The 12,441-nt window shown below is 28.7% G+C and carries 16 protein-coding genes; 2 read left to right on the top strand and 14 right to left on the bottom strand.

The window, feature by feature from the left end; all coding sequences use genetic code 11:
- Positions 1–114: 114 nt before the first annotated feature.
- Positions 115–546, top strand: coding sequence for a DUF3888 domain-containing protein (locus ACI48Q_RS14955; RefSeq protein ID WP_474919918.1), 432 nt, complete (start codon positions 115–117; stop codon positions 544–546).
- Between the two features lie 516 nt (positions 547–1,062).
- On the opposite strand, the gene ACI48Q_RS14950 is transcribed toward ACI48Q_RS14955, so the two are convergent.
- The 10 genes from ACI48Q_RS14950 to ACI48Q_RS14905 all read right to left on the bottom strand — a co-directional run bounded on the left by ACI48Q_RS14950 (position 1,063) and on the right by ACI48Q_RS14905 (position 8,785).
- Positions 1,063–1,506, bottom strand: a complete 444-nt coding sequence (locus ACI48Q_RS14950; protein ID WP_474919917.1) for a GNAT family N-acetyltransferase — start codon at positions 1,504–1,506, stop codon at positions 1,063–1,065.
- A 386-nt stretch (positions 1,507–1,892) separates the two neighbouring features.
- The gene (locus ACI48Q_RS14945) at positions 1,893–2,786 is read right to left on the bottom strand and encodes an AraC family transcriptional regulator (protein WP_474919916.1); all 894 of its coding nucleotides are present in this window, start codon (positions 2,784–2,786) and stop codon (positions 1,893–1,895) included.
- A gap of 386 nt (positions 2,787–3,172) precedes the next feature.
- On the bottom strand, positions 3,173–3,589 hold the full coding sequence (locus tag ACI48Q_RS14940) for an OsmC family protein (protein WP_474919915.1): 417 nt from the start codon (positions 3,587–3,589) through the stop codon (positions 3,173–3,175).
- Positions 3,590–3,856: 267 nt separating this feature from the next.
- Positions 3,857–4,717 (bottom strand): hypothetical protein, encoded by an 861-nt coding sequence (locus ACI48Q_RS14935; RefSeq protein WP_474919914.1) that lies wholly within the window; start codon positions 4,715–4,717, stop codon positions 3,857–3,859.
- Positions 4,718–4,762: 45 nt separating this feature from the next.
- Positions 4,763–5,257, bottom strand: coding sequence for a GNAT family N-acetyltransferase (locus ACI48Q_RS14930; RefSeq protein WP_474919913.1), 495 nt, complete (start codon positions 5,255–5,257; stop codon positions 4,763–4,765).
- Positions 5,258–5,689, bottom strand: coding sequence for a hypothetical protein (locus ACI48Q_RS14925; RefSeq protein WP_474919912.1), 432 nt, complete (start codon positions 5,687–5,689; stop codon positions 5,258–5,260).
- 130 nt (positions 5,690–5,819) lie between these two features.
- Positions 5,820–6,257: an NUDIX hydrolase gene (locus ACI48Q_RS14920; protein WP_474919911.1), complete on the bottom strand. Its 438-nt coding sequence runs from the start codon at positions 6,255–6,257 to the stop codon at positions 5,820–5,822.
- Between the two features lie 273 nt (positions 6,258–6,530).
- Positions 6,531–6,689, bottom strand: a complete 159-nt coding sequence (locus ACI48Q_RS14915; protein ID WP_474919910.1) for a hypothetical protein — start codon at positions 6,687–6,689, stop codon at positions 6,531–6,533.
- Between the two features lie 118 nt (positions 6,690–6,807).
- The gene (locus ACI48Q_RS14910; protein WP_474919909.1) at positions 6,808–7,608 is read right to left on the bottom strand and encodes a class I SAM-dependent methyltransferase; all 801 of its coding nucleotides are present in this window, start codon (positions 7,606–7,608) and stop codon (positions 6,808–6,810) included.
- 352 nt (positions 7,609–7,960) lie between these two features.
- On the bottom strand, positions 7,961–8,785 hold the full coding sequence (locus tag ACI48Q_RS14905; protein ID WP_474919908.1) for a nucleotidyltransferase domain-containing protein: 825 nt from the start codon (positions 8,783–8,785) through the stop codon (positions 7,961–7,963).
- A gap of 324 nt (positions 8,786–9,109) precedes the next feature.
- Here ACI48Q_RS14905 and ACI48Q_RS14900 point away from each other — a divergent pair, with 324 nt between their 5' ends.
- On the top strand, positions 9,110–9,664 hold the full coding sequence (locus ACI48Q_RS14900) for a GNAT family N-acetyltransferase (RefSeq protein WP_474919907.1): 555 nt from the start codon (positions 9,110–9,112) through the stop codon (positions 9,662–9,664).
- 133 nt (positions 9,665–9,797) lie between these two features.
- Here ACI48Q_RS14900 and ACI48Q_RS14895 read toward each other — a convergent pair whose 3' ends face one another.
- The 4 genes from ACI48Q_RS14895 to ACI48Q_RS14880 form a co-directional block, all read right to left on the bottom strand.
- Entirely contained in the window at positions 9,798–10,289 is a 492-nt protein-coding gene (locus tag ACI48Q_RS14895) for an N-acetyltransferase family protein (protein WP_474919906.1), read from the bottom strand.
- Positions 10,290–10,601: 312 nt separating this feature from the next.
- The gene (locus ACI48Q_RS14890; RefSeq protein WP_474919905.1) at positions 10,602–11,375 is read right to left on the bottom strand and encodes an alpha/beta fold hydrolase; all 774 of its coding nucleotides are present in this window, start codon (positions 11,373–11,375) and stop codon (positions 10,602–10,604) included.
- A gap of 84 nt (positions 11,376–11,459) precedes the next feature.
- On the bottom strand, positions 11,460–11,645 hold the full coding sequence (locus ACI48Q_RS14885) for a DUF5700 domain-containing putative Zn-dependent protease (RefSeq protein ID WP_474920185.1): 186 nt from the start codon (positions 11,643–11,645) through the stop codon (positions 11,460–11,462).
- Between the two features lie 12 nt (positions 11,646–11,657).
- The gene (locus ACI48Q_RS14880) at positions 11,658–12,281 is read right to left on the bottom strand and encodes a histidine phosphatase family protein (protein WP_474919904.1); all 624 of its coding nucleotides are present in this window, start codon (positions 12,279–12,281) and stop codon (positions 11,658–11,660) included.
- Positions 12,282–12,441 lie beyond the last annotated feature (160 nt).

Raw genomic sequence — 12,441 nt, 5'->3', positions numbered from 1 at the left:
ATAATGTAAATTATTAATTTTTCTTCTAAAATCAAATCTTTTGCCAAAAACATCTAGCTCATGACTATGAATAATTCTTTATTGTAATGCAGAACATAAAATAGAGGTGATGTTATGTCTAAAAAATTAAATATGGCAACCTTAGTACTAGCACTAGTACTAAATTTATGTTTTATACATGCTGCTCCTGTATTAGCTAAAAATACTTATAATAGTTATATAAATAATAAACACACTAATACAAAACCACCTGGCAAAACTATTGGAAATGATGTTATTATTGCTTTTCTTGTACCATATGTACAGGACGCTTTTACTAAAGAGAAGATTAATGCTAATAAATTTTCCTATGATACTACATCTGTTATGTCAATAAAATCTATGCCAAATAATAAGTTTGAAATTAAACTATATATTAATACCTATTCTACTCCTCCTTTTGAGCCTCCCTTTGGATATTACCATGTTACTGTAATTACCGATGGAATATCAGTAGATATTATTGACATACATGAATCAGGAAATCAAAAAATTAATGCACCTTAAATAAAGTTACATACCAAGCCATAAGCTACATATCTATGTATTCTATGGCTTTAATTAAGCTTCTAATCTATTACTTAACTCTTTACTCAAATCTTCAGTGCTAACTTCTTTTAGATGTCTTATTTCACCAACCTTATAGATTCTAATTTGTCCTCTAGTATTTAAACCTTATCCTCCAATAAAAAAATATATATCCATACAATTGCTATCATTAAATCATAAATATTTTAAAATTTAATTCCTAACAGTACGAGAATTGTTACTGTCATTACATTTATTATTTTTCTTATATTCATAAACTTACTTCCTCCTATATTTGTAGGACAACGTAAAAATACCGCAAATTCATCCTGAATAGTACGGTATTATGAATAAATTGTTTAATTATAATTGTTATGCCCTTTAAGAAAAATGTGAAGAATCCTAATTTAAAATCAATCGTACATAATAAAAATACCTTAAAATTCAATTTCAGAATAATAGGATGTTTTTATAAGTAATTCATTTATAACTTTTCTATTTTTGTTGCATATATAAGGTATTAGGATAAAATCCAAGCTTCTTATAAAAACATATCGTTGATTCATTCTCCTGGGACACAGTTACCCCAATCACTTTACAATTCATTTCCTTCATCCATTCTATGTGTTTGGATGCAAGTTGCCTCCCGATTCCATTACCTCGATTACTCTCACTAACATGTAGTGATTGAAGCTCTCCTGTTCCATCCACTATGGTTGATATACAATATCCTATATATTTATCATTACTTTTAGCCACAGTTATTTTCATTGTATCTTTATTAAACATATAAAAAGCCTTTATTCTCTCATCAAATCTAATAGATTGATATGATTCTTTAAAGTATTCTGAACTATTCTGATGATACAACCTGTTCTTTTCCCAAAGGTTCTTGATGATATCAATGTCATTATAAGAAATATCGAAAATCTCACTCATAATTATCTACTCCTTAATATATTTATTGCGCATAATAATACAATGTAGAACTAACTTAAGAAAATTATACCATATAATATTAAGAATATAACGAAGTAAATATTTCATATTATCATTGACCTGGTCAAGTATCATGTACAGTACCCATTCCATCTTTGTAGAACTTCAAAATTTCGTATTTTTCCTCTAATGTATATTTAGTTCTTTTGGACACAAAAATGCTCTTCTTTCAAGCAACAGATTTTTATTTTTAATCTGTCTACCTTAAGGGGAGCATATCATTTCTGAATAATACGGCATTATAAATAAACTATTTAATTATATAGTGTGTTACGCCTTCTAAGAAAAATGTTCATTAAAAACTTTAAAAGTGTAAATTATTTAGCCTATTTTTTTACTACTGGATACCATAATTCAATGTAACCATATTCACGAGTTCCACCATAAATTTCAAATTCGACACCTTCAATCTTTTCGTAATTTGAAGTCGGTAACCATTCGGTATAAAATCTTCTTTGCAGTGTAGTTAGAATTCCTGCTAAATTTTCATCCCATTGGAATCTTTTAGATGGAAAAATAGCATAGGTTTGTGCTGGAATATGAGCGATACTATAACCTTCTGTATTACTATTTTTACCTACAAAAGAACAAAGCATATAAGGGAATGTATTTTCTCCTGTTTTTCTATAGTTTACTGCACCATGAATCTTACATAAATCCTGTGAAATAAACGATGGTAAATTGCCTGAGTCCTCAAATAACTTTTCATACAGTCCATTTTTGTGACACTCTTGCCAAAGCTGAGCAGGGCTTTGATATCTTTCATCTCCAATTGAAGACCCCATAGTCTCAATTCCAAAAATATCAAAAGCCTGTTTTGTTTCAATTCTGTATTCCATCTCACTCTCTCCTTTAATAGAAATTTGAAAGGATATTCGTGGATAGGCTTTAAGTACAACTCCCCCATCACGCACCAATGATGGCACTATACCATGCAACGCCTGAAATGCTCTGGTAAATGAAACAGGTGATTCATAACCATACTTTAAAGCAACATCCATTATTTTTATATCACTGTTTTGAATCTCAAAGGCTGCAAGAGTCAGTCTCCTACGTCTTATATATTCAGCAAGTGATATTTCAGTTATAAACGAAAACATTTTTTGAAAATCATAAGATGAACATAATGCCATTCGAGACACCATATTCATGTCAATTTCATTTGTTAGATTGCCCTCAACATAGTCCAATGCACGATTCATCCTTTTTAGCCAATCCATATAAAAACCTCATTTCAAGAAAAAGTATATCTAAAATACAGGTTATTGTCGCAACTATTTTCATACAGAAAATGTTTGGTTAATATAATAATCCAAGCCAATTTCATATTAACCTATATTACATTTAATACGTAATATTTTAAGATCAGAATTAATTTTAGGAAAATTATATCATATAATACTAAATATACATCTATACAATTTATATATTTTGTTGCATCTTATATTTGTAATACGAAATAAAAACACCCCAAAATTCAATTTATGAATAATGAGGTATTTGAGTAAATTATTCGTTTTCTTCAGTTGTGACGTAAAAAATTACTATTGTTAACTAATTTATGAAAAGTTTATTACTTTTTATAAAATCACACACTTTCTATTTTTTATTGGCATATTATCTTATACTCACAGCTTATGTCAACATTACTTTTTACCATATTCCAAACAGGACATAACGATTCTTCCATTAGTTTTATGGTTCCTTCAATCTCATCTGTCTGTACGTCCTTTGATTCAAGTTCAAATATTAAATGTATACTTTTAAAGTATGTCGGATACGTTGCTCTTCTTTCACCTGAAGCAATTACTTTCAATTCAGATACATCCTTGTGCATCTTCCTAAGCAATAAAGCTAATGTCATTCCACTGCAGGTTGCCAGACTCATAAGAAATAGTTCAAGTGGAGTATATCCCTCACCATCCATAGAGTCAATAATTATCTCCTGATTATAACGTGATGCCCCTGAAAATTTCACCTTGTCATTTATCAAATCTGCTGTTACTGTCAAACTATCGTTCACGATAAAACCTCCTAAAATTTTATTTATATTATTTGATAATATTTCATAATTTTCCACATTGCTACTTAATTGTAACATATTTTGTAAACACCACATTATTTAATTTTCAACGAATCATGACTTACTTCACAGCTGCCAATGAAAATTAAAACTGTTCTATTTTTGAATTGCAACATAAAAATGCCATAAAATTCATTTTTGAATAATACGGCATTTAGAAAAATTATTCGATTTTATAGTTTAGTAGTTAAATAAGGTTTTAATGACCTAAAGTATACATTTATAACATCTATATTTATCTTTAATTTCAAAACCTGCAGTCAAAGCTGAATTTAATTCATCAGTACAATCTTCATCAATAAAATATACAATTTCCTTTAATGTACCAAATTCATTATATAATTGCATTAACATTTCATTGATTAAGATACTTTCAATACCATTATTTTTATATTCTTCATCAACAAATAATCCAAAAACTTCTTTTTCTTTTGGGTGTCTTAATGCCTTAACAAAAATGCTTCCGTGAATCCCTTTACCTTGCCTAAAAGCAAATATTCGAAAGCGTTCTATATCCTTTTGCAAATTTTTGCTATTATAATACATTCCTAAAGGAATAGCATATTTATCATGAAATTTAGCATATTCTTTAAAATCGCTTTCAGTAATTTTTTCTACATGATCATGTTTTTGATTCATACGTGATTCTAAATTATATAACCTGGTATCAATACTAGATTCAATGCATTCAATATTCTTTTTCTTAAAAAATTGATTTGAATCTTTATTAGAAAAAGGCACACCTATTAATAGTTTATATTCAGGTAATTGTTTACTTATATAACCAATCAATTCTTCTGCAACTTGCTCATAATCTTCTCTTATTAAAAATGCTTCTGTTGATGCATATTTTTCATCCCATTCCCAATAGTAAATACAAACTCCATATAATACATTTTCATGATAGCAAGCTACTATATTTCTATTATGTGAACTGATAGCTCTTTCAATAACTTCTTCAATCTCTTTCATTGATCTTCTTCTTGGATAACTAGCATGCAAATCATTTTCACTTAATTCCCATGCAAAATCAATTACTTCTTCAAATCTATAAATTGTTTTTATCATTGCTTATACCTCATTTAGCATTAATATTTTAAATTCGTATACATACTACTTTTTTAGTTTCATAGATACCTGTTCTGTTCCCTTTAAAAAACCTAAGTTATAATATAAATCCTCTGCCTTATTTCCTATGGTTACATATAACCTAAGAACTGCAAATTCTTCACTTAAGATTGATAGAGCTTTTTTAATCATATTAGTTCCAAGTCCCCTACCTCCATAACTTGGTTTAACTGCTATATGCCCAATTAATGGCCATTCTTCCCATAAGGATATTAAACATACACCAACTAACTCCTTAGTTTCTTTATCATATACAGCGGTAGATGCTTTGTGCAAACAAGCTGCATATGGATTCTCATCGAAATAATAATCTTTTATCCAACCAGCAGTTCTTTCAGCATTTCCATCCTCTAATCTTGGATTATTGTTACGTGCTTCAGCTATAAGATTTGCCATTTCTAATATATGTTCTTCTTTTGGTAGATCTACATAAAAATTATCCTTAAAACTTATATTCAACTCTTCAGTTGGTCTTATCATTCAACGACTTTTTTCATCAATTATAAAGCCTAAAGCTTCATAATTATTAATTTGTGCGGAATCGCCTCCAAAGGCCCAAATATCTGTAGTTTCATCCGACCAATAAATTAATATTTCTTTAAGTCTCTTTAATATCTCATACTCATTTTTATAAGGAAGTATAAGGAATATATCACCCATACAGTTAGGTTCTATACAAGCTCCACCAATTTTAACCCCATCTTTCAATATCCAAAAAACGCCTTGTTCGTCTTCTTGAAATTTAGGAAGAATTACATCAAAGCTTTTCCTAAAAAACATATTATATTTAGGTAATTCACTATACACAGCATAATGTTTAGCCATGTCATAACTAATGTTCCTTTGTAATGTATATCCATCACCTAAATCATATTCATTAATTTCTTTCGAAAAAATTTCAAAATTGACCATAAAATTACTAACCTTCCATTTACCTATTGCTTTTTATCTTTATTACAATATCCATTATACATCTATATTTATCCAAATAATATATCAAGAACCATTATGTACCATTATTTACACAGAAGAAAATTACGTACTAAATAATTTCATTAAATGCTTTATTTAAAAATTCATAAGTTTCTTCATGATGTAAAATTCTCATTAAGTCTTCTTTACAAAAGAACCTCACTTCATCAATTTCTTTATCTTGTGGTTTTAATTCTCCTCTATTACCCAAATATTCCACATAAAACATCACCGTTTCTTGAATGTCATACTTATGATCTTTATGAAATGAAAAACAAATCTTCTTATTAAACCTACTAACTATTCTATAGTTAGTAGAACCTGTTTCCTCTTTTAATTCTCTCAAAACTGCTGCTTCTAAATCCTTATCTAGTTCTTCTATTCCACCTTTTAGAAAATCCCAATACCCAATAATATCTTCATTAATGCTAGCATCCCTAACTTTATGAACTAATAAATATTCATTATTTTGAAATATAACTGCACCAACTGCTTTTCTTATTTTCATAAACAGCTTCCTTCCTACATATCAAGATGTTCATATTTTTCTACTATGGTGAATTAATTGTAACATATTTTGTAAATATTATATTATTCAATTTTCAACGAATCATGACTTACTTCACAGCTGCCAATGAAAATAAAAACTGTTCTATTTTCATAGCAAAGAACATCGTTTTCGTACCTAATATTTATATATTTTGTTGCACCCTTTAATCAAATTGCAAACAAAAAATACCGCATATTCACGTTGAATAATACGGTACTATGAATAAGTCATTTAATTATATAATAGCATATCATATACTTGATGATTCAACTTGCTTGGCTCATTTATTGATGCTTTTAATATATTAAACTCTTCTTCAAGCCATTTATTGGTTCCACCTATCTTTTTTAGAAAGTTCCCTGCTTCATCTCTATAGTTATTTAAACTCAAATTAATCACTCCTAAGTAACTTAATGTGATGCAATCTTTTAGAAAAACGACGTAAGTTTTAATTTTACGTGGCCAAATAAGAAAATTGTGTATCAATATCTCTGTGGTTAAATACTTTTTATTTCTTCCTACATACTAACAGTCCATGATTACTTATTCCTAACATACTTTTTTCTCTACAGCTGATTAGTATATACTTTTTCCATGCCTCATACTGTTCTTCGTTTAGCTCGTTTATATTATCCCTTAACAATGAACATAAGCCATCAGTAGCTACATGATCCGTAACTTCAATATTAGAATTTCTTATAAATGCTTCAATTTCAGTAGGTGATGTAAAGAATCCAACTGGTAAAAAGCACTCAATTCCACCTTCTTTAGTTATACCTGAGCTTAATACTTCATCTATAAATGTAGGTGTAAAAAATTGTTTTAGATGTGCCATAACTACATGAATTATGTAATGCTTATTAATATATGCTATTGCTAAAATGCCACCAGGTTTTAATACTCTTAAGGCTTCCTGAATACACTTTATTCTATCATTTTCAGCTTTAAGGTGATACATTGGTCCTAGGCAGGTTACAACATCAAAACTCTCTAATTCATATTTGCTTAAGTTTATAGCATTCACTACTTCTGCTGATAACCTAATTTCACTATCTTTTTCTTTCAGTTTTTCTTTAATAATGTCCACATGTTTTGGTGTTATATCTGTAGCTACTACTTCATTTCCTTTTTCAGCATAATAAAATGAATATGCGCCTGCACCAGCACCCAAATCAAGAATTTTGTAGTGAGGTTTTATTTGATCGTCTAAAATAGTAGTTGTAATAGTAAATTCTATTTTTCTAGCATTATCTCTTGTAAGTCTATTTTCCTCGTCATACTTCTCATAAAATTCAGTGATTGAATTCATAATTTTCCCCTACCATACTAAATTATTTTAACATTCTTAAATCGTAATATCCTACAATGTAGAATTAACTTAAGAAAATTATATCATATAATATTGAATATTCATCCATATATTTCATAAATTAGGTAATCCATATTTCTAATACCGTATTATTCAGTTTTCAAAGAATATCATTTTCGTATCTAATATTTATATATTTTGTTGCACCCTTTAATCAAATTGCAAATCAAAAATACCGCATATTCACGTTGAATAATACGGTATTATGAATAAATTATTTAATTATATGATGTGTTACGCCTTATATAAAGATTTTCAATTATTAAATGCTTATTAATATCTTCCAATCTGTTTATATTTTTTCATCACCAATTTCTGTTGACTCTTTAATCTTATGGGCTATTTTATTTAAATAAGCTATAGAATATTTTTCTGCTTCTACTCGCTTTACAAAATCTTCAGTTATAAAGTATTCCCTTAGTTCTAAATACATTTGTATTATTACATTCAATGATTTTATACAACTTTCAACATTATATGATGGTATGGTCTCTTTCAATAAAGTTACGCTATTCGGAGCATCAAACTCTATTTTCCTTACACCTCTTGGTAGTTTTCCATTTTTCATCAATATCAATGGACCTATTACTATTTGCCTTAATGCAGATATAAATTCTATAGTTTCAAAGATTTCTCCTCTACCCATTTTAGTTGCTCCATAATAAACCCATGGCCAAAATCTATCTTCAATCCATTGTAATTTTGGAATTGGAAATTTTGCATTCTCTAATTTTAAGGCCTCTGACACACAATTACCTCTTTGCCATAAGATAGCAGGATCTTCAACTCTTCGTGCTATATCATTTATTGATACAAACTTTAAATCAACATGTAGCAATTCTGGACCGTATAAGCAGATTAAAAGTCGTGGCTCTCCGACATGCTCTCCAGTAAAAGCTGATAATAATGTACCTAGCTTTGTTGCTATTTCATGTCTTTCATTCATTACTTCTTCATAGCAGTTAGCATCTATCGCAATAATAAGGTCAACATCTGAATATTCATCCATTTCATTTGTAATGTATGATCCTCCTGTTGCAATTCCTACAATTCTTAAATCATCTTTTAAAAGTTTTATCGAGTTATCTATAAAACTTTTATGGGTTATTGGTATCATATCAACCATCTCCTTTTTCTAGTAACCCAAACTGTAAAATTGGGCATTAGTATAGAATATCATACTTAAAAATATAATGCTATACTAAATATATTTTTAATATCGTATTATTAAGTTTTCAAAAAGCATTATTTCCCCGCTTAAAGTTTATATATCTTGTTGTATCTTTTCTTTGAAATACGACGTAAAAATACCGCATATTCATTTCTGCTATATGCAAGTGCAGAGTAGTATAATGTTTATATAGAATAATACTTAATAGTAATTTATTGCGTGGTAAAGAACATTTATATAATATAATGTCAAAGGATAAGAGGTGATATTATGACATTAGAAACAAAAAGATTAATTTTGAGGGAATGGAATGAAAATGATGTGGAAGATTTAATAGAAGGATTAAATAATATAGAAGTTTCAAAATGGCTTGCTTTTGTTCCATATCCTTATACAAAAAAAGATGCAGAAAAATGGATTATGTTTTGCATTGAAAATGCTAAAAAAGGTATAGATAGAACATCTTATGATTTTGCTGTTGAGCTTAAGTCTGAGAAAAAAGTCATTGGCGGTATAAACTTAGATAAAATAAACAAGTTTCAAGGGATTGCTGGAGGAGGTATTTGGATTAATGCAAAATATCATGGTCAAGGATATGGGACGGAAGCCTTTGGTAAGAGAATAGATTTTGCATTTAATGAGTTAAAGTTAAGAAGACTTGAAAATGGTTTTCTTGATGGAAATCCATCTTCATTCAAAATGCAAGAAAAGTTTGGCTATAAAATTGAAGGAATGAGGAGAAAGGCGTTTAGATGTATGGCTGATGGAGAAATTAAAGATGAATATATTACAGGTTTACTAAAAGATGAATGGATTACCAAATGAGCATAATCTTTAGTTCGTAATTTTTTTATTTGTGTAGTAACAGGTAGTCCAAATTGGACTACCTGTTTTAGTGTGTATATATCCACAATTTAGTCTAACAGAGCCTAATATAAAAAGATTGTACACTAAAAAATTAATAATTATATTCATGATTTCCAACACGTATTTTTTGAGCTAATGTTTCATTTTTCCATGGCTTTCTTATTTCAATAAGATTTAAAGCATTGTATCCCATTTTAGATAAAAATTTTATCATCTTATCATTATTAGGATGTACCCAATTATAAACTGTATCTCCGCCTAATTTATTCGCAATATTTTCTGCTTCTTTATATAATTTTAAAGCTATACCATTTCTTCTTGCACTATTATCAACAAATATGGATTCTACCCAAACTACACTATCATCAATTCTACAAACTAAATAACCTAACAATTCCTTACTACTATCTTCAGCCACAAATATAGGATACTTTGCCTTTATATACTCTTTAAATTCTTCCTTTGCTTGATCTATTTTAAGTGTTGATATAATTCCTTTAAGTTCTTTTAGCTCAACTCTAAATTGTGCTATTAGCCTTGATATTTTTTCTTCATCATCAATTTGAGCTAAACGTATAATCATTATTTTCACCTCTCTTAACAATTCATTTTATTATTACTATCATGAATTAACTATAACATATTTTGTAATTACCTCTAAGATGCTTGTATGAATTTTCTATATAAAATCTTTAATACTATCATCTTTTGATAGTTCAATTTTTGTAGGCGTTTAACCCATCATTTATAAAGATAACCAAGCAATACAATTACAAATTATGCTCCCTTTATAATGAAATTGAATTTTCAAACAATATCATTTACAGAGGGTATAGGCTTTACTTGATTTAAAATAATATTTTCCCCCAAACATCCTGAAAGAGCCATCTATTATTTATTCTGATAAAAACTCCAATATCCAAGGCATTACAGTTTCTACCTCATTAACTAAACCATAATGATCAAGATTTTCAAAAATATTCATTCTAATATTATGATCTCTCAATTCCTTTTCTTGGTAGCTTAGTTGTTCTAAAAGTTCTTTATTATCGTTTGTTCCTGAGTAAATTGCTAACTTTGTATTAATATCTGTTCCGTTCACACCAGGCCAAATTTCCCATGCCTTATATTGCGCAATCAATATATCTAGGTTTGTCTCTTGCATCCACGTTTTATACTCCTCATCTAGATTCATTTTATCTAATGAATTGGTTTTCTTTTTATCATTTAATTCTCCATATATACTTATCAATCTTGGAGCAACATGTCTATAAAAATAGTCACCTAAACAACCAGCAGCACAAATTGCCTTCTTTATGTTCTTATTATTTTTACACATTTGAAGCCCAATATTTGCTCCATAAGACCAGCCTATGTAATAAAAATCTTTTATATTGCATTCTTTTAATAATATATTTAAATCCTCTAATATATTATTTATAGAGTAAAAGTTAGGATCTTCTGACTTGTCACTTTCGCCATATCCTCTTATATCAGGTGTTATAACTAAAAAATGTTCTTGAAGTTTATCAATCCACTTTGTATCGACCCATAAGCTTTTATCATAGCGTCCCGCTCCTCCATGTACTAATAATAATGCAGGACCTTTTCCACTCAAACTATAAGCAATCTTTGCCCCATCACCTGAAATAACATACTTTGTATCCATACTTAACTCCACCTTTCTAATATCATCATAAACCCAACTTGTTTTTTAAAGGTACTTTGGCTTTTCCAAGACTTAAACCTTATATCATTTTTTATATGTTGCCTGAATAAGCGTTAACATTTCATCACTAAAGTCATATTTGCTATGGTTTCCATTTACTTTACACACCCTTTGATACATATTAAGAAATGCAATAGGGTCTCCTACTACTTGTCCTACAACTTCGTTCCTAAATGCAGTACTTATTGCTTTTGCTAAGAAGTATCCAATAACATTAAAATATTAAAAAGTAGCATATATGTCTAAATGTGAAATCTCATTTATTGAAATAACCTTAAAATTACTATTTTCACTATTATATTTTAAAAGGCTTACTCCACAATTATAGGGATATAAATTAAATCGTTTATATTGAGGTAATCCAAGAAAATAGCTAATTACCGACCTAATAACTCCTCCATGGCATACAATGCATATATTATCATCCTTTTTCATTTGAATAGATTTTAAAAAATTTAGTGACCTTTTTAATACTTCTTCCCCTGATTCCCCTTCAGGATATCTGAAGTCTACATCTTTTTTAAAAAATTCACTATAAAACTCTGGATAGTCTTTTCTAATTTGATCCTCGGAGGAAGTGTGGAATACCCCCATATTAATTTCTCTAATTTCCTTATCAATGGCTACCTGTATTTCTTGTTGATAACTTGATATTATTTCTGCTGTTTGTACAGCTCTTTTTAAGTCACTAGAATAAATTTCATCAAACCGTATTTTTGAAAGATGTTTTCCAGTTAAATGAGCTTGCTTTAATCCCGTTTCTGTTAACTCGGCATCAGGATATCCATCTAGGTTGAAAATACGGTCTTTCTTAGTTTCTCCATGTCTCACAAAATATATATTCACTTTTTTCACCTCAAAAATATAATTTATAACTATATTGATTTAAATTACCCATAACACCTCAATTTCTTAATACAAGAAAATAGCATAATTCCAACAATTTTATCCTCATACTTTACCCAAAATAGATTTTCAGATAAAGTCTCACATTACTGATGTTCAA

The organism is Clostridium sp. LXY-7 (assembly GCF_056172015.1).
Note: the sequence above shows the minus strand (reverse complement) of the source record. Positions and strands in the feature narration are given on the sequence as shown.

Excerpts from the sequence above, each read along its gene's own strand:
- ACI48Q_RS14900 (WP_474919907.1), top strand. The coding sequence starts at position 9,110 with ATGACATTAGAAACAAAAAGATTAATTTTGAGGGAATGGAATGAAAAT.
- ACI48Q_RS14910 (WP_474919909.1), bottom strand. The coding sequence starts at position 7,608 with ATGAATTCAATCACTGAATTTTATGAGAAGTATGACGAGGAAAATAGA.
- ACI48Q_RS14935 (WP_474919914.1), bottom strand. The coding sequence starts at position 4,717 with ATGATAAAAACAATTTATAGATTTGAAGAAGTAATTGATTTTGCATGG.
- ACI48Q_RS14925 (WP_474919912.1), bottom strand. The coding sequence starts at position 5,689 with ATGGTCAATTTTGAAATTTTTTCGAAAGAAATTAATGAATATGATTTA.
- ACI48Q_RS14905 (WP_474919908.1), bottom strand. The coding sequence starts at position 8,785 with ATGATACCAATAACCCATAAAAGTTTTATAGATAACTCGATAAAACTT.
- ACI48Q_RS14950 (WP_474919917.1), bottom strand. The coding sequence starts at position 1,506 with ATGAGTGAGATTTTCGATATTTCTTATAATGACATTGATATCATCAAG.
- ACI48Q_RS14930 (WP_474919913.1), bottom strand. The coding sequence starts at position 5,257 with ATGATAAGACCAACTGAAGAGTTGAATATAAGTTTTAAGGATAATTTT.
- ACI48Q_RS14890 (WP_474919905.1), bottom strand. The coding sequence starts at position 11,375 with ATGGATACAAAGTATGTTATTTCAGGTGATGGGGCAAAGATTGCTTAT.
- ACI48Q_RS14920 (WP_474919911.1), bottom strand. The coding sequence starts at position 6,257 with ATGAAAATAAGAAAAGCAGTTGGTGCAGTTATATTTCAAAATAATGAA.
- ACI48Q_RS14895 (WP_474919906.1), bottom strand. The coding sequence starts at position 10,289 with ATGATTATACGTTTAGCTCAAATTGATGATGAAGAAAAAATATCAAGG.
- ACI48Q_RS14945 (WP_474919916.1), bottom strand. The coding sequence starts at position 2,786 with ATGGATTGGCTAAAAAGGATGAATCGTGCATTGGACTATGTTGAGGGC.
- ACI48Q_RS14955 (WP_474919918.1), top strand. The coding sequence starts at position 115 with ATGTCTAAAAAATTAAATATGGCAACCTTAGTACTAGCACTAGTACTA.